We start from the raw sequence: 21,449 nt of genomic DNA on the forward strand, positions 1-21,449 counted from the left end.
AGTGGTCAGCTAGCGGAAAACGAAAATCGACACTGAAACGTGCGTTTTGCCAGCCAGTTCCGATCTTCCATGTTTAGACTTGCCAAACTGGGTAGCGGTGGAGGTCACACCGCATTCATTTGGCCAAGCACTTGTCAGCAGGATTTGTCACCGCCCGAATGCGAGTAATGATCATGGATAGTGTAGGAACTTTGAGTCCGTTCAACTCACCAACGGTGAAACTGGACAGGCTTTTTGGCACGCCTCGTGTTGAGGTTTTTGCAAAACTGGATTTGCTGCAGCTCTCCGGGAGCACCAAGGAACGCACCGCCGGTAGCCTGATCGATGCCTTCATGCGATCGGGCCAGCTGCAGGCCGGCGGCATGGTCGTCGAGTCGACATCCGGAAATCTGGGCATCGCCTTATCCAGGCAGTGCGTGGTGCGCGGGATCAAATTCGTGGCTGTCGTCGACGAGAACGCCAATAAGTCGGCGTTGGAGATCATGCGCGCCTACGGTGCCGAGGTTTATCTGGTGCTTGACCCGCCGGACGGGAACAAGCTCGCGGCCCGCCGCCGCCGGGTAGCGCAGCTGCTCGCCGACAATCCGGGCGCCGTGACAACCAACCAGTATGGTTCACCGCATAACCCCGAGGCGCATTATTCAACCACCATGCCCGAAATCATGGAAGCGATGGACGGGCGTCTGGACATGCTCTTCGTCGCCACAAGCACCACCGGCACTCTTCTCGGCTGCCAGCAGTACGTGCGCGAGCATGGCCTGGCCACGGAGCTGGTGGCCGTGGACGCGCTGGGTTCGGTGCTCTTCGGCGGCGACTCCGGCAACCGGCGGCTACCCGGACTCGGGGCAGGGATTGTCCCGGCGCTGGCCCTCCAATCCGAACCGGATCGAGTGTGCCGAATTCCGGAGATCCAGATGGTCCGCGGCTGCCGGCGGCTCGCCCGACGCGAAGGGATTCTCGCCGGAGCGTCAACCGGTGCGATTGTCTCCGCCATGGACCAGCTGCTCCCGGAGATTCCGGATGGTTCACGCATCGCCTTCTTGGTTCACGACTCCGGGGTGCCCTACCTGCAAAGCGTCTACAACGATGACTGGGTCCGCGACAATCTGGGCGAGGAGCCGGATCTGGATTCTTCGCAGTCGTTGGAAGACTCTCCGGCCCGATGACCCGCATTGCCATGATTGGCGGCGGCCCGAAGTGCCTGTTCGCGTTGCTTGAGCTCAACGACGCATTGACAAGCATTCAGGAAACTCCGGTTCGGGTTGACGTCTATGATCCTTATCCGCCGGGGGCCGGCAGGGTCTGGAATACCGGCCAGCCGCGTGAGCTGCGGCTGAACGTCAATTCCCGCATTATCGATGCGTCATCCACCCTGTGTCTGCAGAGCTTCGATCAGTGGCGGGCCGTTAGCGGCGAAAACGCTGGAGGGGAGGACACCTACCCCGCGAGAGCCCTGGTCGGGGAGTACTTGCGCGAGCAATTCGAGCGGCTCGTCGAAGACGGGTGCCTGAACCTGGCACACCGGCCTTCGGTGGTCACGGGGATCGTGCGCCAGGGAGCGCAGTGGGAAGTTTTCTCCGAGCAAGGATCCGAACTCTACGATGAGGTGGTGCTCGCGACCGGGCACGGACTGGCCGGATACCGTTCGGAAGGCATGCTTGGCGGGGCGCTCAGCGCTACGCAACTGACGGTTGAACGCGAAGCCGATGCCATGGGCAAGGTGCCGCCGGGAAGCAAAGTTCTCATTCGCGGCGCGGCACTGACCGCCTATGACGTGGTCCTGGCCCTGACCGAGGGGAGGGGCGGGCGCTGGGAACAGGTAACGCGCAACGGGTTAGCCGCGGTGCGCTATCTTCCCGGTGGGCAAGAACCGGCGCGCATCACCATGACTTCGCGTAGCAATATCCCGATGAGCCCCAAACCGCAGCGCATTCCAGGGCCGCTGCGCGAGGTTCTGGATGATTTCCGAACTCGCATTCGCCGATGGGGCGCGGCGAACGCGGCACCCAGCGGCAAAGCCACGGACCGGCCCGAAGCTGATCTGGATGCGCTGTGGCAGATGCTGCTGGCTTGCGCCCTGCGGTGCGCGCGGCATAGCGGCATCCGCGCCTCCGCCACGGAGCTGTGCAACACCGTCCTAGCCGGACAGTCCCAGGCCTTTTCGGCCATCAATTCTCCCGCCGAAAAGCTGCGTGCGAGCCTCCGGGCCAACCGCAGAGTGGATCCTGCCACCCACGAATGGATCTGGTCCATTGTCTGGTCAGGACTTTATGCGCAGCTGGTTCAGGCGCTGTCCAGAATCCAGTGGCGTACCGGGGACCGCGAGCGGTTCAACCGCCTGGCCGCAAATCTCGAACGCATGGCTTTCGGACCGCCCGAGCCCACCGCGTTGAAGCTGCTGGCACTGTTCGATGCGGGAATACTTCACCAAGTACCTTTCGCCGATGCCGCAGCTACCGATGCGATAACGATCGATGCGGTGACCGCACCAGCAGGGGCGCTCAGCGGCCCGGCACCGGAGGGCCGTCCCGCTCATTCCTTGTTCGGCAGCCTGCTCGCCAATCAAGAAATCCAGATCCGCCGCGCAGAACGCGGGCTGCTGACGGACACCGACGGCACCTGCCTGAACGCCCGAGGCGAACGGAACGAATCGCTGGCTGCCCTGGGCAGGCCCACCGAAGACCCCACGCTGGGCCACGACACCTTGAACCGCGACCTGCACCCGGAATACCGGGCTTGGGCTCAACGAATAGCAACGAAGATTACCTCCGCAAGCCAGAAAGTAGCTCCCTGATGCCACCACTGATGCACGGAACCGCTCCGCTCACCGCTCGTCTGGAACCTTGGATGGAACGGCTCCTGGCCGACCCGATGCTATGCCAAGAATTGATCGAAGAGCACGGCTCGCCGTTGAACCTCCACGATTTTGCGCCGATGAGCCGGAATATCGGTGAGCTGCGCCAAGCCGCGGAGGAACACGGGATCGATTTCCAGATCTATTTGGCGCGTAAGGCAAACAAGACGATCGGCGCCATCGACCAAGCCGCAGCCGAGGGTTGCGGCGTCGACGTGGCGAGTTTCAACGAACTCGACCAGTGCCTGAAGCGAGGGATCCCGGCAGAGATGCTGATCGTCACCGCAGCGGTTAAGTCACCGGCACTGCTCACGTTGGCGGTGGACAACGACGTGGTGCTGAGCCTGGACAATGTCGACGAGGCGCTGGATCTGCTGGACATTGCAGAGCGGTCCGGGCGCCGAGTTCGGGTCGCGCTGCGCCTCGCCTCGGCGAACCCAAGGATTGCTCCCACCCGTTTCGGGCTCCACGCCGCGCGGTGGCTGGACTTTCTCGACTCTGCGGACCGAACCGCAGGCTTGGAGGTGTGCGGCATCCATTTCCACCTCAACGGGTACAGCGGAGAGCAGCGGGCCTTGGCGTTGGCCGAATCGTTGCGGCTCATCGATGTGTTGCGGGAGTTGGGCCATGCCCCGCAATTCGTGGACATGGGCGGCGGGATCCCGATGTCCTATCTGGATGATGCCGCGCAATGGGCCGGTTTCTGGGAGGGCCTTGCCGCCCTGCCTGCCGGGGATGAATCCTTGACATGGAAATCCGACCGGCTGGGCGCCATGGGGGCCGAGCCAAGCGGCTCGGTGTATCCGTACCACCAGAAGTTGATCCGCGGAGAATGGCTGACTCAAGTTCTTGCAAGCCATCCCGAAGGCGGGAATGAGTCCGTAGCGCAGATGCTCAAAGAACGCGGCATTCAGCTGCGCTGCGAACCAGGTAGGACGCTGCTGGACGGCTGCGGGATGACGCTTGCCCAGGTGGCTTTCGTCAAAACCCGCAGCGATGGGCTCCCGCTAGTGGGCCTGCATATGAACAGAACGCAATGCCGCTCAACGTCGGCAGACTTCCTGGTGGATCCCTTGCTCCTCCATACAGGAACGCCCCGAGGCGAGCGTGCGGCGCTCAGCGCGTTTTTGGTGGGGGCCTATTGCATCGAGGAAGAGCTGATCCTGCGGCGTCGATTCGAATTCCCGCAGGGCGTGGCCGCCGGGGACCTCGTAGCTTTTCCTAATACCGGCGGATATCTCATGCACATCATCGAGAGCGGATCCCATCAGCTGCCCTTGGCACGCAACCTCTGCTGGGATGCCGGCGAATGGGTCCAAGACCTTGGAGATCGGCAGAGCACCACAATGCTGTCGCGGTGAAACTCTATTGCCCGTCTACGTTGAGGCATCATGTGACCGCCTCGGACAGGCATTCGGCCAAGTCAACGGCCGGCAAGAGAAGCAGCCTGCGCCATGTTATGCAGCGCCCAAAAAACTTTTAAAGTTCTTTGAAAGTTCTGTCGATCCTGGCTCTTCCGGTTCGACGTCTTCTATGAGAGGGTCAAAAAAGCTGGCCCCGGATTCAAGGAGGAACACCATGAAATTCATGCTGATTATGCGTGCAACCGATGAGGGCGTGAAGGCCTACCAGGAAATTCCCTTCGAGCAGATCATCGAAGATATGGGCAAGTACAACGAGTCCATGATGAAGGCTGGGGTGATGCTTGCCGGCGAGGGACTGTCCGATGCCGCGGAAGGTTCTGTTGTCGACTTCTCTTCCGAGGAACCATTGGTCACAGACGGTCCCTACGGCGAGACCAAGGAACTGTTCAACGGTTTCTGGATCATTGAAGTCTCCTCCAAGGAAGAGGCCATTCAGTGGGCCAAGCGCGCTCCACTCGGAACCGGCGCACTTTTGGAAGTCCGGCGTGTCCACGGACCCGAGGACTTTCCAGCCGACAACGAGTGGATTCAAAAAGAAGAAGGCTGGCGCGAGGAACAGGCTCAGCGCGGCCAAGCCTAAGATGAACAATTCGCACGATGAAGCGACGGCGCGCTCAACCGAATCTCACGGGGTTGAGCGCACCGTGGCCGCGATCTGGCGGATCGAATCCGCGCGGATCATCGCCACCCTGACCCGGCTCACCGGCGATTTCGGCTTGGCAGAGGATCTGGCGCAGGAAGCGGTCATCGATGCGCTGCGCCAATGGCCCGAGCAGGGCGTACCGCGCAATCCGGCGTCCTGGTTGACCGCCGTGGCCAAGCGCAAGGCCATCGATGGGTTTCGCCGCCGCGAGCGGCTGGATCAGCGGCTCGCCGTGATGGGCCAAGAATTGGAACGTGAACAAGAGTCCGCGGTGGACGAGCTGCCATGGGACCCGGATGAGATTGATGATGACGTGCTGCGCCTGGTGTTCATCTCCTGCCATCCGGTGCTGGCCCGCGAGGCGCGGGTTGCGCTGACGCTGCGAGTAGTCGGCGGATTATCGAGTGAAGAAATCGGACGGGCGTTCCTGCTGCCGGTGGCGACGGTGCAGCAGCGGATAGTACGTGCGAAGAAGACCCTAGCGGCGGCTCAAGTCCCTTTTGAGGTTCCCAGCCACGGCGAGCTGCCCAAACGTCTTGGTTCCGTGCTGGGCGTGCTATATCTGATCTTCAACGAGGGGCACACCGCCAGCAGCGGAACCGACTGGATGCGTCCGGAACTCGGCCAGGAAGCGGCCCGGCTGGCCCGTGGACTGGCCGCCCTGATGCCCAAAGAACCGGAAGTCCATGGGCTGCTTGCGCTCATGGAACTGACCGCGGCGCGATTCCCGGCGAGGGTGGATGCCAAAGGCGAACCGGTACTGCTTGCCGATCAGGATCGCCAACGCTGGGACCAGGGAAAGATCAGCAGGGGGCGCCAAGTGCTGGAGCGCGCGGACGCCCTTGGCCGGGGCCGCGGTGCGTACTGTCTGCAGGCAGCGATCGCTCGCTGCCATGCCCTCGCGCCGAACATCGAGGAGACCGACTGGGACCAGATAGTGGTTTTGTATGAGGCGCTGGGGCGGCTGGCGCCCTCGCCGGTGGTTGAGCTGAACCGGGCGGCGGCTGTGGCGATGGCCACCGGACCGGAATCCGCGTTGCGGATTATCGATGGGATCCGGGCAACCGGTGCGCTGCGCAGATACCACCTGCTGCCTGCCACCCGAGCGGAGTTGTTGCTGCGCCTGGGACGGGAGGAAGAGGCCCGGCTGGAGTTCGCGCTTGCCGCCTCGCTGGCCGGAAACGAACGCGAGCGTGCACTCCTGCAGGCGAAGGCTGCCGGAAGTTGAACTTATTCGGTCGTTCGGGGTTTCCGGTCGCTTTGAACCGTGGACCGGTCGCTCGGCGGGCGTTACGCTGAAGCCCATGACAGCGCTCATTTCCCATACGACTTTTGACAGCATCGATGCCTTCACCCAATCGGTATTCTGGGGCCAAGTTCTCGGTTTTCAGGAAGACCCGGATGACCCGAACCTTGCCGGCGAGGAGGAATGCATGATCTTCTCCGCTGACGGTACGCAGCGCTTGCTGTTCATCGAGGTACCCAATGCCAAACAGCTCAAAAACCGTGTGCATCTTGATCTGAAACCAGCGAATGGCACCCTCGACGAGGAACTAGCGCGATTGCTGGCCCTAGGGGCGCGGGAAGTCGATGATCTGCGTAATCCGGACGGAACCGGATGGGTGGTTCTTGCCGATCCGGAAGGCAACGAATTCTGCATCCTGCGAAGCGACGCCGAACGCAGAATTTAAGAGCACCGTGAGAACTTGCCGGTCGAGAGGTCTAATGTAGGGCCATGACACAACAAAGCAAAGTCACCCTCGGAGCAATCAACCTAGAGGCAGAGAATCCCCAAGCCCTGGCGAATTTCTGGGCCGGCGTGACCGGAAGCGAAATTTCCGGTGGCGGAGACAGCTTTTATTTGCCGCCCAATGGAGCCGGCGGGTTTGGCATGTTCTTCCAGCCGAGTATGCGGCCGCGTCCCGAATCTCAGGTTGCACACTGGGACCTGACGGTCCCCTGGGGTTCACGCGCCGAGGAAGTTCAGCGAGTAATTGCCCTGGGGGCGACGCACAAGTGGGATGTGCTCGAAGAAGTGGCGCACGTTCAGTGGAGTACTCTCGCTGACCCGGAAGGCAATCTTTTCTGCATCGCCGAACATCCACCGGTCAATAGGTAGCCGGTAGCCGGTGTCCTCATAACAGGGAAGTACCCTCGGGTGGATCTATTCGCCCAGGTGCTTTCCGACATTGTATTTTCGAGATTCCGTTCTTCGGCACCGGGCGCCGAGCAGCGTCGCGTTGCTGGTAGTTTGCGGGCTGTTCTTCACCATTTGGCCGCGCGGGTTGAACATCCGCGGCAAGCGCAAGCAACCGCACGCTCTGGGCGGCATTCTGGATGTTCGTCGCCGGGTACTTCGCTATATCTACGAAGATGGGCCCAGTGCCTGCTGAGGGTGGATTTCCGGCAGGCCCATGTACTACCTGCGCAACGGCATGGCCTACCTGGGCCATCACGCGGGGCACCATCGCCGGGAATTTCCTGACTGAGAACGGCTGTCTAGGGGTGCTCACCGTGCACCCCACGGACGGCCCGGCCGCGATCGTTGAAATTGTAAGTACGGACTTCAACACGAAGGGCGTTGCCGGCTGCGCATCTGGACCCGGAAGATCCGTCCATTGCGGCCCTGCCGCTGGGGGAGATCACCCGGGCCGCAGAGGTCGCCGAGCTGGCCGCATTCTTGGCCAGCGGACGGTCCCGACACGTCACCGGAGCGACAATCGATATTACCGGCGCCGACTACGTACGCTAGAAGGACCAGTCAAGCGAGCCTATCCGTGTCCAAGCGTCCAACTACGGCGCACGGTTGCCCCAACGTTCCTAAGGAATTCATGTCTAACCAGCTCACCGCGGTGACTAGCTCACCGGTCCAGTTGCACCGCTTCATTGCCGACTGCATGCAGGCAGTCGGCGCATCCGCTGCGGATGCGGGGTACATGGCCGGGCAGCTGATTTCCTCCGAATTGGCGGGGCACGCCTCGCACGGACTGCGCCGCCTTCCAGAATATGTGGATCGGGCGGTCGCCGGCCACGCCAAGCCCGGCGCCCAGGCGACCGTGGACCTGGACAGCGGTGCCTTGGTGCGGCTGGACGCCCACGAAACCTATGGGCACTTTGCGCTGCGCGATGCGACCGCGCTCGCCGTAGAGCGATCCAAGAAGTACGGAATTTCGGCGGTAGCGGTGCACAGCAGCGAATATGCCGGGCGGCTGGCGCCCTTCTGCGAACAGGCCGCCGATGCCGGTGTGGTGACGCTGATCTTCGGCAACAACAATGGTGCCGGACAGATTGTGGTGCCGCCCGGTGGAACCCAAGCACGGCTCTCAACCAACCCGTTGGCAGCCGGGGTACCTCGCGCCGAGGCACCCCACCTGGTTATCGACTTCGCGACCAGCGCGGTGGCCAGCGGGCGTCTGGCCGAGGAACGGGATCGCGGCAACACGCTGTCCAAGGAATGGGTGGGCGCCGACGGGCTGCTGAAGCCTTTCGGCGGTTTCAAAGGCTTCGGTTTGGGGTTGCTAGTCGAGGCGCTCGGCGGAGCGCTTTCGGGTTCGCAGACGGTGTCCGAGCGGAAAACCGCAGACCACCAGGGAACGCTGATCATCGCCATCGACGTGGCTCAGCTGCGTGACCTGGAGGAGTACACGGCACAGATTGAAGAGTTCATCAATTACGTCAAGGGCAGCGAGCTGCAGGACGCGGCCGAACCCATCCGGGTGCCCGGGGAACGCGCGCCGGTTCCAGCGCAGATCGAAGCGGCCACGGCCATTACCTTGAACGTGAAGACCTGGGAGAACATGCAACGCGTGGCCGCAGCGCTTGAAGTTCAGATGCCAACGGAGATTTGAGAGCAGCCAACGGACACCGCGGAACTCTATCCCGGCTGGCCGCGACACGATCGATTAACGGTCATGAGACCGCCTCGTTAGCGTCGCTGAACCATTGAGTCCGGTTGAAGCCCGGAGGGCCGGAGCCTGCCAAGAGGATTCTAGGATCTCTCCGGGTACGTGCCGTCTCCCAGATCGGGATTCGCCAAGGACTGCAGCGGGTCATTGATGAAGATCCGTCGCCCGTCCATGCGCAGCCTGCGCAATCCTTCAAGGGTCATGCGGCGCGCGACGTCCGTGAAGGAATGCACGCGGGACATGTCAACGTGGACTTCGCTGAGCGAGGTGGAATCGGCCATGAGGTCTAAGAGCTCCGCGGCCGCAGTGAATTGCACGTTCCCCTGCAAGGTGAATACCTCGCGGCTGCTCTCTCGTTGCACTCCGACGACCTCCAGCCGGCCGTGGCTTGGCGCAAAAAGATGCAGCCCCATGTCCGCGGACAAGCGCTCGAAGGCACGCCGGGCGCGCTGGCTGTTGCCGTGCTCGTCCAGCCGCGGCGAAAAGCCGCCGATCCCCACCTGGTCGGGAAGCACCCCCACCAGACCGCCGGCCACTCCGCTCTTCGCGGGAATGCCGACCCTGGTGAGCCAGTCTCCGGCGCCGTCATACATTCCGGCGGTAGCCATCACTGCCATGACCTGGCGGGCTACGTCCGTGTCGATGACGCGCTCGTGGGTGCGCGGCTGTACCCCGCCGTTGGCGAGGGTGGCCGCCATCATCGACAGGTCGGCCACGGTCACCAGAATTGAGCACTGACGCGTGTAGCCAGCGACCACCTCATGCGGGTCGCTGGTGAGGATTCCGTAGCTACGCAGCATATGCGCGGTGGCAAGGTTTCGATCCGCCGTAACGAGCTCGGAGGCGCAGACGCTTTCGTCGATGCGCAGTTCCCGTCCGGCAAGCTGCGAGAACATGCTCAGCGTACGCTCCACACGCGCTTCGGGGTCCGCGCGCTCGCCGACGAGCAAGCCGTGCGTGGCGATGGCGCCGGCATTGATCATCGGATTCTTCGGGCGGTGCGTGCCGCCTTCGAGCGACAGCTCGTTGAAGGCCTCGCCTGAGGGCTCAACGCCAATGGACTCCAGCACTCGGTCTATTCCGCGGTCCATGATCGCCGCGGCGTAGGCGAAGGGCTTGGAGATGGACTGGATGGAGAATTCTGTGTCAACGTCACCGGCCGAATAGGTGCTTCCCGTGCCGGTGGTGACCGCCAAAGCAAACAGATCGGGGTTGGCTTCTGCTAGTTCCGGGATATAGCTTGCCGTCGCGCCTGTGGTGTCTTCGCGGAGCGTGCTGAGAACTTCGTTGAGGTAGTCAGGGATGGGAGTTTTCATGGCTTGGATCCTCATCGGCAGAATTGAACTAGCGGCGATTGGCTCAACATGGTGCGTTTAGAAACGGGTAAACTATTCCTGCGTTTCCAACCTAGCGCTTTAACCAAGGCATTTCATGCACCCGCGGGCTTTTCCACGCAGACCGTCGCTTGCCGTTCGGAGCGGATCCGCGGGTTCGACTTTCCCACCCAAGACGATACTTTGGCGGGGAAGCAGGTACGGGTTTAGCCGAGACGTGCCTGACCAGCGGAGGCCACGCAGCGTTCGAGGATGGGCTCCACCGCTTGGGAAGTTTCATCCGCCAGCCCGCGGACCGTTGCCGCGCCGATTAGTTCGGGATGCTGGAGCAGAGCGAGCCGGTGACCCGCTAAGTCTCGGGGATCAGATGGCACCCATGGGAGGCCTGCTTGCTCGGTGAGTCGGCGGAAGGCCGCTGGCAATGCCATAAAGGCAAGAGTACTCCCCAGATCTGGACCGTCAGTTGCCAGATTCTGGGGAGTACTCTTGCTATCTACAGCGGGGTTACGTAGGCTCCTGCGATGCCGCCGTCCACCAGGAACTGGCTCGCGGTGATGAAGGAAGAATCATCGGAGGCAAGGAAGGCTACCGAGGCCGCCAACTCATCTGGTTCCGCGAAGCGTCCCAATGGCACATGCACCAGGCGGCGAGCGGCGCGCTCCGGGTCCTTGGCGAAGAGCTCTTTCAACAACGGGGTGTTCACCGGTCCGGGGCACAAGGCATTGACGCGGATGCCCTGCCGGGCGAATTCCACACCGAGCTCACGGCTCATGGACAGCACCCCGCCCTTGGAAGCCGAGTAGCTGATCTGGCTGGTTGCCGCACCCATGACCGCGACGAAGGAAGCGGTGTTGATGATGGAGCCCCGGCCTTGTTCCTGCATGTAAGGCAGCACGTGCTTGCAGCAGTAGTACACGCTGGTCAGATTGACCTCCTGCACCTTGCGCCAAGCGTCGATGCCGGTATCCAGGATGGAAGCATCGTCTGCCGGGGAAATCCCCGCGTTATTGAATGCGATATCCACCGAGCCGTAGGTCGACTTGGCTGTGGCGAACAGGTTCTTGACGTCGTCCTCATTGGTGACATCGGTGCGGACGAAAAGCCCGCCGACTTCCGCGGCGGCTTTCTGGCCGATGTCCTCGGCACAGATATCGCCAATGACCACCTTGGCACCTTCATGGGCCAAGCGCTTGGCCGTGGCCAGCCCGATGCCGGAGGCACCGCCGGTAATAGTGGCGACTCGTCCGGCAAGCCGATTGGTGACCAAGCCGTTGTATGGGGCCGTTTCGCTCATTTGATGGTTCTCCTTGTTAGTGATTTGTTTTAGTTGGATGATGCTTTGCGGGTAAATCAGCTTTCGGTGTCAATGAAGACGTTCTTGACCTCGCTGAAGGCTTCCAGCGCATCCGGCCCCAGCTCGCGGCCGAGTCCGGATTTCTTGTAGCCGCCGAAAGGCGTGGAATAGCGCACTGAGGAATGGGAGTTCACCGACAGGTTCCCGGCCTCGACCCCGCGGGCCACGCGCAGGGCGCGGCCCACATCCCGAGTCCAGATGGATCCGGAGAGCCCGTACTCCGAGTCATTGGCAATGCGGATAGCATCGGCCTCGTCCTCGAATGGGATCACCGCAACGATCGGTCCGAAAATCTCTTCGCGCAGGATCCGGTCCTGCGGATCTTCGGGAACCACGACCGTAGGCGGGAACCAGTAACCCTCGCCCTGGGGGATCTTTCCCTGGTAGGCGATATCGCTGCGTGGGTTTCCTTGTTCATCGAGCAGGAACGAAGACACCGTTTGCAATTGCTTGGCGGAGACCAAAGGGCCCATCACCGTAGCTTCGTCGCTCGGGTCCCCGACGGTAACCGCCGCGACGGCCTGGGTGAATCGCTCCATGAACTCATCCAGAACGCTGCGCTGCACCAGGATCCGGGAGCGGGCACAGCAGTCCTGTCCGGCGTTGTCGAAAACTCCACCCGGTGCCTGGGCGGCTGCCTTGTCGAGGTCTGCATCAGCGAAGATGATATTGGCGCTCTTGCCACCCAGCTCCAGGATGACCCGCTTCAGCTGATCCGCGCATCCGCGCATGATCCCCTGGCCCACTTGGGTGGACCCGGTGAAGACCACCTTCCGGATGTCGGGATGGGTGACAAAGCGCTCGCCGACTACAGAGCCCTTGCCCGGGATGACGGTGAAGACGCCCTCCGGGAGGCCGGCCTCCCGGGCTAGCTCGCCCAGGCGGATGGCGGTCAACGGGGTCAGCTCGGCTGGCTTGAGCACGACAGTATTGCCTGCGGCCAAGGCCGGGGCGAATCCCCACCCTGCGATAGGCATCGGGAAATTCCACGGCACAATGATTCCGACGACACCCAGGGGTTCGTGGAAGGTCACGTTCACTCCGCCTGCGACGGGAATCTGCTTGCCGAAGTTCCGTTCCGGGGCTGCTGCGTAGTAGTTCAGCACGTCCCTGACGTTTCCGGCCTCCCATCGGGCGTTGCCAATAGTGTGCCCGGCATTGAGTACTTCCAGCTGGGCCAGATTCTCGAGGTCGCGGTCGACTGCGTCCGCGAATCTGCGCAGCAGCGCGGCGCGCTCTGCGGGGGCCACCTGGCTCCATGCGGGAAAAGCCTCGGAAGCTCGGGCAATTGCGGCATCCGCCTGCGCGGTATCAGCCAGCGCGACGTCCTGGACTGCTTGCCCAGTCGCCGGGTTGATCACGGTAAAGGTGTCTTTCACTGCGGTATCAGTGCTCATAGCGCTTCCTGTGGTGTCTGGATAGTTTTGCGGGTGGCGTAGTCGTGCGATGCCTGGACGAAAGCCTGCATCAGCCGGATGTCGTCCAGATTCTCTTCTGGGTGGAACTGCGTTCCCAAGACCCAACCCGGGGCCTGCGGCATTTCAACGATTTCCACCGTTCCGTCGCTGGCCCGCGCGGTGACCGCCAACCCCTTGGCAACGTCCAGCAGGGACTGGTGGTGATAGCACGGAGCGCTGGCCCGGCTTCCGAGGATTTGCTCAGCCAGCGAACCGCGAACGGTGGTGAAATCCACCGTGCCGAATACGCCGGGAGCCGGCTGGTACTTTTCGGCTGCTTCCGGAAGCACGTCAGGCAGGTGCTGGTTCAGGGTTCCGCCCTGCTGCACGTTGAGCACCTGGGCGCCGCGGCAGATGGCGAACAGCGGAACTGCTCGCTCCAGCGCGGCGGCTGCCAAAGCCATATCGTGCAAATCCCGCTCGGGTTGCGCCGCCGTGCGCGGATGCGGTTGCTGCCCGTAGTTGGCAGGATCCACATCCACGCCGCCAATGACAATCAGCCCGTCCAGGATGTCCAAGACAGCGAGGTCGGTGGCAACCGGTGGCAGGAGCATTGGCGTCCCGCCGGCTGCGACCACCGATTTGATGTACTTGCCCGGGACAATGGCCGCGGTGCTTTCCCAGACACCCCATTTGGCTTCCTGCCAGTAGGTGGTCAGCCCGATGCGTGGTCTGCGCTGCGCCGCTGGGTCCGATGGATAGTTCACTTGTAGTTGTCCTTCGTGATCAGTGGCGTTCGAAGCCGCGGGAAACTTCCCAGTCGGTGACTGCCGCGTTGAACTGCTCGATTTCCACGTCCGCGTAGCGGGTGTAGTGCTCCACGACTTCCTTGCCGAAGATTTCCAAGGCGATCTTCGAATTCGCGAAGAGCTCACGGGCCTCGGCCATGGTTTGGGGCACGTGCTGGGCTCCGGAATCGTAGGCGCTTCCGGTTACCATTTCGGGTAGTTCCAGTTTCTTCTCGATGCCGTAGAGCCCGGCCGCCAGCATGGCTGCCATGGCCAGGTACGGGTTGGCATCCGCACCGGGCAAGCGGTTCTCCATGCGTGCACCGTAACCCTTGCCTACGAGCCGGACCGCGCAGCTGCGGTTGTCCAGCCCCCAGGCGACGGCGGTAGGTGCGAACGAACCCTTGGCGAAGCGCTTGTAGGAGTTGATATTCGGAGCGTAGAACAGCGTGAATTCCCGCATGGTGGCCAAGACGCCGGCGATGAAGTGGTTGTACATCTCCGTGCGTTCTCCGCGGGCTTCGTCCCAGAAGGCCAAGGATCCGTCGAGCTTTCGCAGCGACATATGGATATGGCAGCTGGAACCTTCGCGCTGGTTGGGCTTGGCCATGAAGGTGATGGATTGCCCGCGCTGCGAGGCCATGTGCTTGGCCGAGAGCTTGTAGAAGGTGTGGTTATCGCCAGTGGTGACAACGTCGTCGTATTTGAAAGCGATCTCGTGCTGCCCGAAGTTGCACTCGCCCTTGGCCGATTCGACGATCATGCCCGATTCGTACATGGCGTTGCGGATATCGCGCAGCAGCGGCTCGACGCGCATTGAGCCCAGGATCGAGTAGTCGACGTTGTGCTGGTTGGCAGGGGTGAGGTTCCGGTAGCCGCGCTGCTGCGCATCTTCGTAGGAGTCGTTGAAGATCAAGAACTCCAGTTCCGTGCCTGCCATGGCGCGCAAGCCCAGCGCAGCGGCTTTCTCCTGCTGCGCCTTGAGCAGGGACCGCGGGGCCACTGGAACCGGCCGTCCGTCCGTGGTGGCCAAGTCGGTCTGGATCAGTGCCGTGCGTTCCAAGTACGGGACCGGGCGGATGGTGTCGTAATCCAGCACGAACTCCATGTCGCCGTAGCCGGTGTCCCAGCTGGTCAGCGAGTAGCCTTCCACGGTGTTCATTTCGGTATCCACTGCCAGCAGGTAGTTGCAGGCTTCGGTGCCGTGGTTCAGCACGGTGTCCAGGAAGAACTGCGCGTGGACGATTTTTCCCTGGAGCCGGCCCTGCATGTCGGTGAAGGCCAGGATGACCGAATCATAGACTCCGGTGCCGATGCCCTCGGTCAGCTGTTCAACGCTCAGCATGCGTTCGTTCTTGGCGGCCTTGACGAGTTCTTGGATGTCTTGCATGGAGAATGTTCCTTCGATTGTCGGGATTTGGTTCATTGGCTTGGGACCGGTTTATTTCAGGGCATTTTCTTCGGACTCCAGAATGGCGAATTCTTCTTCGGGTGCGCTGGCCACCAGGCGATGCCGGCTATAGAACCAGAAGTAGGCGAGCGCCAGGGCGAAGACACCTGCGGTGATTCCTGCGGCGAGGATGTCCACGACGAATGTTGCGATGAGAGCGATGACAGCGAGTACCAGTGCAATGGATGTGGTGACGATGCCGCCGGGGGTGCGATATCCGCGGGGCAGATCGGGTTCCTTGATCCTCAGGACAATGTGGCTCAGATTCAGCAGCACGTAGGAGACGGTGGCTCCGAAGACGGCGATATTGATCAGTTGGTCGCCATTGCGGATGACTGCGGCCAGGATGAATCCGATGGTGCCTGGAACCAGCAGGGCGACCCAAGGAGTATGGCGGGAACCGGTCAGCGACAGGACCCGGGGCAGGTAGCCGGCGCGGGAAAGGGCGAATAGCTGCCGGGAGTAGGCATAAACAATGGAGAAGAAGCTGGCCACCAGACCCGCCAAGCCTGCGTAATTCACGAAGTTCGCCAACGCCGAATTCTGTCCGTAGGCTTCGCGCAGTGCCTCGGGAAGCGGCGATCCGGAGACGCTCATGGCCTCGGCGCCAGCGACTCCTGGGACCAGAATGAGCACGGCAGCACCGGAGAAAACCAAGAAGATGACTGCGGTAATGATGCCCTTGGGCATATCGCGTTTCGGATCTTGCGATTCTTCGGCGGCCAGAGGAACGCCCTCTACTGCAAGGAAGAACCAAATGCCGAAGACAAGTGCAGCGAGGGTTCCGGAAACGCCGAAGGGCATGAACGCGGAGGAACCGACTGAACCATCTGGAACGATGTCGAAGAGGTTGCTCGGCTGAAAGTGCGGAATTAGACCAAAGACTGTGACCACCAGTGCCACGATGGCGATAGCGGTGATGCCGAACATCAACTTGAGCGCTTCGCCCACGCCCCACATGTGGATGCCGATGAAAACAATGTAGGTGACCAGGTAGACGGGCCAGGAATTGGTCATCCCGAACAGGCCGAGAGCTTCGATGTAGCCGCCGATGAAGGTGGCGATGGCGGCGGGAGCCACGGCGTACTCGATGAGCACCGCCATGCCGGTGGCGAAGCCGCCAAGCGGTCCCATGGCCCTGCGGGCGAAGCCGTAGCCTGCGCCGGCCGTGGGCAGCGTCGAGGACATTTCTGCCAAGCCGAACACCATGCAGGTGTACATGATGCCCATCAGAACGAAGGCAATGAGCAGTCCGCCCCAGCCGCCAGCAGCCAAGCCGAGATTCCAGCCTGAAAAATCACCGGAAATAACGTAGGCGATGCCCAACCCGGCAAGCAGGATCCAGCCTGCGGCGCCCTTCTTGAGCTGCCTATGTCGTAGGTAGTCTTTGTCAACCGATGCGTAGTCGATATGTGAATTCTTGGTCATGTGAGCTTCCTCGGTCCATGAGTCCTGAATCTAATGGACTGAAATCAGTCCTTTGCATGCGCTCAACTGTGGCAGGGGTCACGGAGGAAAGTCAATAGGTTGTTTTGAAATAGCACCTGGCAAGAAGAAACGATTGGTGTTTTCTTGAACCAAATAGTGTGACATTCTTGGATCATGGCCGAAACTAAACCATTGGATTCCCGGGAAGGGATGAGGTTCCTCGGGCAAGTTCGCCGAGGAAACGTCTTCGAGGAGACCCTCGGGCAACTTTTGCGCGCCATGAGGCTCGGCGTCTTCCCGCCCGGCGAAAAGCTGCCCGCAGAAAGGGAGCTTGCGGAAGCCCTGGGTGTTTCGCGTGCTACGTTGCGCGATTCTTTGGCGGAATTGCAGAGCGCCGGCTACTTGCAGGTGCAACGCGGCCGCTACGGTGGAACAGTTGTTGCTGCCCATCCGAACACGCACGAGAATCCATTGGATGATTCGGATCGTGCACGCATTGAAGATGTGCTGGCCTTCAGATCGGTTGTCGAACCTGCTGCAGCGGAATTAGCCGCAGGAGCGTCGCTCACTGCTACTCAGCGAAACAATTTGATGCTGGCGCACGAAGCTGTCAACTCAGCTGACGAGTCGAACTACCGACCGCTGGATGCCCGGCTCCATGTCATGATCGCCGATTTATCGGCCTCTGGCATGCTGGCAAAATCCGTCGCAGAGGCGCGCGACGCAACCAGCGAACTGTTGGACCGCATTCCGTTCCTGAAACCGAATATCGCCCACTCAAGCCGTCAGCATGAGGACATCTTGAACGCCATACTTCGAGGCGATGCGGAGAGCGCGAAGAAGCTGATGCAAGAACATCTGGACGGCACCGCGACTCTGCTGCGCGGTTTCTTGGACTAGCTGTTGTACAAGAACGGCAGTTGCGAAGTTTTGGATTTTTGCCTTGATCCCGCCTCGATATCCGTGATTATCCTAGGCAGTGGGGCGTTCCATACCTGAATGCGTGCAATGACCATGGGAAGGCCGGGGCAGAGTGCGAGTGTCCTCTTGTGGTTGAGGAATGCAGGAAAGCCGCTGGCCGACGATATGCCGTTCAATGGGAAAGCACGTAGCTCCTGGAACCGCAATCGGTGCGCGTTTGCGTTCTCGCCTGCCGATAATGCCCATTGGCCCAGTAGCAGGGTGTCGGAGACACTGGCAGTAGGCCCTGCCAACACAGGGAAGTCTTGCCATCTGAAAGGACGAGATCATGTACTTTATTGTCGTTAAGTTCCAAGTTAAGCCCGAATGGTCAGAACGCTGGCCGGAACTGGTACGCAACTTCACCGAAGCAACCCGACAGGAACCGGGAAACCTCTGGTTCGATTGGTCGCGTAGCCTGGAAGATCCGAACGAGTATGTGCTGGTTGAGGCATTCCAGGATGATGCCGCTGGCGTTCATGTCGGCAGCGACCACTTCAAGCAATCCATGATCGACATGGCCCCGGCCCTGGTTGAGACCCCCCGGATCGTGAGCCGGCAGATTGAAGGGGATACCTGGGACCGCATGGGCGAGTTGGAGATCAACTAGCACGAGTATTGCTTGAGTTCTGGAATACTGCGGCAAGGCCAGATGCGGCTGCGACTCAATATTGAAGTTCGCGGCTCGCATCGACAAGATGGGGACATGGGATACAACGATTCACTAGCTGGCCTTGCCTCAGTCCAGAAGGCTTTCGCCTTATTGGACGTGGTGGCTGCTCATAACAGGGGCATGGCAGCCAAGGAGATCGCGGCAGCATTGCAGATGCCTCTGCCTACCGTTTACCGCCTGCTCAAGACGCTGACGCTGTCGGGCCATCTGGTCCACTTGCGCGACGAGGGCCTCTACGCGTTGGGTTACAAGCTGCATGCCCTGGATAGTTCCCTGCGCCGGCAGGTGGGAACCCCGCCCTCGGTGGCCCGGCTTATCCGGGAACTTCATCTGCGGGCGGATGCCGCCGCTTACTATGCGGTGCACCGTGGCGAAGATATTGTCGTCGCTCATGTCGTTGAGTCAGCGACCCGTCCGCGGATCACCCCCATGGGGTTCGGCTTCAACAATGGTGCCCATGCGACCGCTTTCGGCAAGGTGCTGCTGGCCGCCATGGACGCCGAGCGCTGCAGCGCCTACCTGGAAAAGCATGGCATGCCGGGGATGACCGCTGCGACGATCTGCGATCCGCAGAGCTTTGCCATCGAGCTGGATTCGGTGCGGGAGACCGGCATCGCCATCGAACAGGAAGAGTTCATCCGGGGTGCATCGTGTATGGCCGCTCCGGTCACCATGCCCGCGGGACAGGTCATTGGCTCGGTCGCGGTCTCGATGTCCCCGGCAGAGTTCCACGCCAACCGGCAGGAAGTCTCCGTCTTGCTGCGCGATGTGGCCTCACGGGTTAGCCGTGCCCTGCGCGGTACTTCGCTACTGGGCGCAGCCAGCGCCGAGTAGCGAAGCACCGCAGCCGGCTAGAGCTTGGCCTGGGCCATTTGCTGGATGATGTATTCGGCTTGGCGAATGGCCAGCGCCACGATGGTCAACGTCGGGTTGGCGGCGGCTCCGGTGGTGAATTGCGAACCATCGGAAATGAACAGGTTCGGCACGTCATGGGCCTGGCCATACGCGTTGACCACCCCGTCCTCGGGACGATCGCTCATGCGCGCGGTTCCGAGATTATGCGTTGAGGGATACGGGGGCGTGTGGTGCGTGGAGCGTGCGCCAACCGCTTCGAAGAGCAGCGAACCTTGCTGATAGCCGTGCGTTCGCATGGCGACATCATTGGGGTGGTCATCAAAATGGACATTGGGCACGGGCAAGCCCAAGCGGTCGGTCACGGTGGTGTTCAGCGTGATCCGATTGCTCTCCTGTGGCATGTCCTCGCCGGTGATCCACATTCCCGCGGTGCCCAGGTAGTCATCCAAGAGCGCAGTGAATTCCGGCCCCCAGCCGCCAGGCTCCACGAAGCTGGCCAGGAAGGCTGGCCCCAGCGCGATGGTCTCCATGTAGTAGCCGCCGCAGAATCCACGGTCCGGGTCATGCCGGGACTCATCAGCGATCAGCCCGGCCATGGTCTCGCCGCGGTGCATATTCACCGGCTGGTCGAACTTCGCGTAGACGCTTCCGGTGGTGTGGCGCATGTAGTTGCGCCCCAGCTGGCCCGAGGAGTTCGCCAGTCCGTCGGGGAACAACGGGGATGCTGAAAGCATCAGCAGGCGTGGAGTTTCGATGGAATTGCCGGCAACGGCCACGATGCGGGCCCGTTGACGTTGCGGATTTCCCTCGGAGTCGATGTAGATGACTCCGTCCACCTTGCCCGCCGCGGTGTGGGTAACCTGCACGGCGTGCGAGTCAGGACGCAAATCCAGCAGACCGGTGCGCAAGGACTTGGGAATTTCCGAGACCATGGTGGACCATTTGGATTTGTTCTTATCGCCTTGGAAATTGAAGCCATCCTGGATCGATGCCGGTCGCCCGTCATAGGGCTCGGCATTGGTGGCATAAGGCCCGGTGGCGTATTGGCGGTAGCCCAGGCGCTGAGCTCCGTTGGCAAAAACCTTGTAGTTGTTATTCGCCGGCAGCGGTGGACGGCCATGGCGGTGGGTGCTGCCCATTTTCTGCTCGGCGCGGTCGTAGTACGGTGCCAGATCTGCCAAGGTGATCGGCCAGTCCAGCAGATTGGCCCCATCAACTCGTCCGTAGGTGCTGCGGGCCTTGAACTCGTGGGCTTTGAACCTTGGTGTGGCTCCGGACCAGTGGGTTGTGGTTCCGCCGACCGCCTTGACGATCCAGGCTGGCAGGTTCGGGAAGTCGCGCGCGACCCGCCATGAACCCGAGGTGGTGCGTGGATCCAGCCAAGCCATCTGGTTGAAGGCGGCCCATTCATCCTGGTGGTAGTCCTCGTTTTTCAGGTGCGGGCCAGCTTCCAGCAGGACAACTTTGACCCCCTTGGTCACCAGTTCGTGGGCCAAGGTTCCGCCACCGGCACCCGAACCGATGATGACGACCACAGAGTCGTCATCATGATCGTGCACGGCTGATTTTTCTTCGGCGCTCATCGAGTGCTCCCTTCCTCAAGGATTCCTGAATCACCCAGGACATTGCCCGCGGGCGGAGTGTTTGCTGCAGGTGCATAAGCGGTTACGGCGTAGGGAAGCGGGCCCAGCTCCGGCACGGCCTCTTCGCTTTCCTCAATGCGCGGCTCGGGCAACCAGTTCAGATCGTTGAAGCCACGGTTGATATAACCACCTTGAGAGAACGATTCCCCTTCGTAGCCCAGCGCCTGCTGCACTTCCGGGTCATCGTAGAGATTGAGGACTACGGTGCGGCGGATGAAGGCGAAGAACTCCAGATCCGCGATGCGCTTGAGCACGGCCAGCGCACGGTCAGCGGGCAGGTCCAGGAAATGCTCTTCACTGAGCGTATCCAGAGTCATCAGGCCCTGGGTCAGCGCCATGCGGAACCAGCTGGATTCAGCCGAAGCCTCAATGATTTTCTCGGTCATGCGCTCATAGGGCCCATCAGGGAATTGCGCATGCGGAAAGGAAACCCGGATGATCCGGGTTAAGATCCGACGTGCCTCAACAGAGAGCTCAAGAGCGTTAAGAGATGAATATTTTGCGGGGAACACCATCGTTGTCACCTCATCTACTAGACGGTCAGGTCACGGCCTGTGCCGGTTCCAACGGGGAACCGGCCACAAGGCCTTAACTGAATTGTGTATCCTGCGTCACAGTACCGCTAGGGCTGTTATCAGCTGGTGAGAATGCATTCCGCGGGACCTAGCGGCGAGCAGAAGCGCTTTATCGCTCAGTGAGAACGGTGCTATCGCGACGCTGGGAACAGGGCACAAGCTGGGC

General features: G+C 61.4%; 21 protein-coding genes. 12 read left to right on the forward strand and 9 right to left on the reverse strand.

Features of this window, described 5'->3' with window-relative positions; translation table 11 throughout:
* Positions 1-173: 173 nt before the first annotated feature.
* The 9 genes from CQ019_RS08425 (at position 174) to CQ019_RS08465 (ending at position 8,769) form a co-directional block, all read left to right on the forward strand.
* A complete protein-coding gene (locus CQ019_RS08425; RefSeq protein ID WP_181148338.1) occupies positions 174-1,166 on the forward strand; it encodes a pyridoxal-phosphate dependent enzyme in 993 nt (330 codons plus the stop codon).
* Positions 1,163-2,794: an FAD/NAD(P)-binding protein gene (locus CQ019_RS08430; protein ID WP_105552593.1), complete on the forward strand. Its 1,632-nt coding sequence runs from the start codon at positions 1,163-1,165 to the stop codon at positions 2,792-2,794. Before CQ019_RS08425 ends, CQ019_RS08430 begins: the two co-directional genes overlap by 4 nt.
* On the forward strand, positions 2,794-4,215 hold the full coding sequence (locus CQ019_RS08435; RefSeq protein ID WP_219843907.1) for a Y4yA family PLP-dependent enzyme: 1,422 nt from the start codon (positions 2,794-2,796) through the stop codon (positions 4,213-4,215). The genes CQ019_RS08430 and CQ019_RS08435 overlap by 1 nt, the downstream gene beginning before the upstream one ends.
* A 217-nt stretch (positions 4,216-4,432) precedes the next feature.
* Positions 4,433-4,858, forward strand: coding sequence for a YciI family protein (locus CQ019_RS08440; RefSeq protein ID WP_105552594.1), 426 nt, complete (start codon positions 4,433-4,435; stop codon positions 4,856-4,858).
* Between the two features lies 1 nt (position 4,859).
* Positions 4,860-6,149 carry an RNA polymerase sigma factor gene (locus CQ019_RS08445; RefSeq protein ID WP_105552595.1) on the forward strand — a complete coding sequence of 430 codons (1,290 nt, stop codon included), beginning with the start codon at positions 4,860-4,862 and terminating at the stop codon, positions 6,147-6,149.
* A gap of 76 nt (positions 6,150-6,225) precedes the next feature.
* Positions 6,226-6,612, forward strand: a complete 387-nt coding sequence (locus CQ019_RS18255) for a VOC family protein (RefSeq protein WP_146112422.1) — start codon at positions 6,226-6,228, stop codon at positions 6,610-6,612.
* 44 nt (positions 6,613-6,656) lie between these two features.
* Positions 6,657-7,040, forward strand: coding sequence for a VOC family protein (locus CQ019_RS08455; RefSeq protein WP_105552597.1), 384 nt, complete (start codon positions 6,657-6,659; stop codon positions 7,038-7,040).
* Between the two features lie 462 nt (positions 7,041-7,502).
* Entirely contained in the window at positions 7,503-7,673 is a 171-nt protein-coding gene (locus CQ019_RS08460; protein WP_219843908.1) for an SDR family oxidoreductase, read from the forward strand.
* A 79-nt stretch (positions 7,674-7,752) separates the two neighbouring features.
* A complete protein-coding gene (locus tag CQ019_RS08465; RefSeq protein ID WP_105552598.1) occupies positions 7,753-8,769 on the forward strand; it encodes an Ldh family oxidoreductase in 1,017 nt (338 codons plus the stop codon).
* Positions 8,770-8,909: 140 nt separating this feature from the next.
* Here the strand turns inward: CQ019_RS08465 and CQ019_RS08470 are convergent, their stop codons facing one another.
* From CQ019_RS08470 to eat, 7 genes are all read right to left on the reverse strand, one after another.
* Positions 8,910-10,142, reverse strand: coding sequence for a glutaminase (locus CQ019_RS08470; protein WP_105569431.1), 1,233 nt, complete (start codon positions 10,140-10,142; stop codon positions 8,910-8,912).
* Between the two features lie 224 nt (positions 10,143-10,366).
* Positions 10,367-10,588 (reverse strand): hypothetical protein, encoded by a 222-nt coding sequence (locus CQ019_RS18260; protein WP_146112423.1) that lies wholly within the window; start codon positions 10,586-10,588, stop codon positions 10,367-10,369.
* Between the two features lie 65 nt (positions 10,589-10,653).
* Positions 10,654-11,454, reverse strand: coding sequence for a 3-oxoacyl-ACP reductase (locus tag CQ019_RS08475; RefSeq protein ID WP_105552600.1), 801 nt, complete (start codon positions 11,452-11,454; stop codon positions 10,654-10,656).
* Positions 11,455-11,510: 56 nt separating this feature from the next.
* Positions 11,511-12,911 (reverse strand): aldehyde dehydrogenase, encoded by a 1,401-nt coding sequence (locus tag CQ019_RS08480; protein ID WP_105569432.1) that lies wholly within the window; start codon positions 12,909-12,911, stop codon positions 11,511-11,513.
* The gene (locus CQ019_RS08485) at positions 12,908-13,678 is read right to left on the reverse strand and encodes a gamma-glutamyl-gamma-aminobutyrate hydrolase family protein (RefSeq protein ID WP_258133480.1); all 771 of its coding nucleotides are present in this window, start codon (positions 13,676-13,678) and stop codon (positions 12,908-12,910) included. The genes CQ019_RS08480 and CQ019_RS08485 overlap by 4 nt, the downstream gene beginning before the upstream one ends.
* Before the next feature lie 19 nt (positions 13,679-13,697).
* Positions 13,698-15,089, reverse strand: coding sequence for a glutamine synthetase family protein (locus CQ019_RS08490; protein ID WP_219844247.1), 1,392 nt, complete (start codon positions 15,087-15,089; stop codon positions 13,698-13,700).
* Between the two features lie 51 nt (positions 15,090-15,140).
* Positions 15,141-16,577: an ethanolamine permease gene (gene eat, locus CQ019_RS08495; protein ID WP_105569433.1), complete on the reverse strand. Its 1,437-nt coding sequence runs from the start codon at positions 16,575-16,577 to the stop codon at positions 15,141-15,143.
* A gap of 174 nt (positions 16,578-16,751) precedes the next feature.
* Between eat and CQ019_RS08500 the strand changes: the two genes are divergently transcribed.
* From CQ019_RS08500 to CQ019_RS08510, 3 genes are all read left to right on the forward strand, one after another.
* Positions 16,752-17,477, forward strand: a complete 726-nt coding sequence (locus CQ019_RS08500) for a FadR/GntR family transcriptional regulator (protein WP_258133899.1) — start codon at positions 16,752-16,754, stop codon at positions 17,475-17,477.
* Positions 17,478-17,826: 349 nt separating this feature from the next.
* A complete protein-coding gene (locus tag CQ019_RS08505) occupies positions 17,827-18,147 on the forward strand; it encodes a putative quinol monooxygenase (protein WP_105569435.1) in 321 nt (106 codons plus the stop codon).
* A gap of 96 nt (positions 18,148-18,243) precedes the next feature.
* Entirely contained in the window at positions 18,244-19,044 is an 801-nt protein-coding gene (locus CQ019_RS08510; RefSeq protein WP_105569436.1) for an IclR family transcriptional regulator, read from the forward strand.
* A gap of 17 nt (positions 19,045-19,061) precedes the next feature.
* On the opposite strand, the gene CQ019_RS08515 is transcribed toward CQ019_RS08510, so the two are convergent.
* Positions 19,062-20,648 carry a GMC family oxidoreductase gene (locus tag CQ019_RS08515; protein WP_105569437.1) on the reverse strand — a complete coding sequence of 529 codons (1,587 nt, stop codon included), beginning with the start codon at positions 20,646-20,648 and terminating at the stop codon, positions 19,062-19,064.
* Positions 20,645-21,094 carry a hypothetical protein gene (locus CQ019_RS08520; protein WP_181148340.1) on the reverse strand — a complete coding sequence of 150 codons (450 nt, stop codon included), beginning with the start codon at positions 21,092-21,094 and terminating at the stop codon, positions 20,645-20,647. The genes CQ019_RS08515 and CQ019_RS08520 overlap by 4 nt, the downstream gene beginning before the upstream one ends.
* Positions 21,095-21,449: the final 355 nt, after the last annotated feature.

Source organism: Arthrobacter sp. MYb229, assembly GCF_002975405.1.
Lineage (GTDB): Bacteria > Actinomycetota > Actinomycetes > Actinomycetales > Micrococcaceae > Glutamicibacter.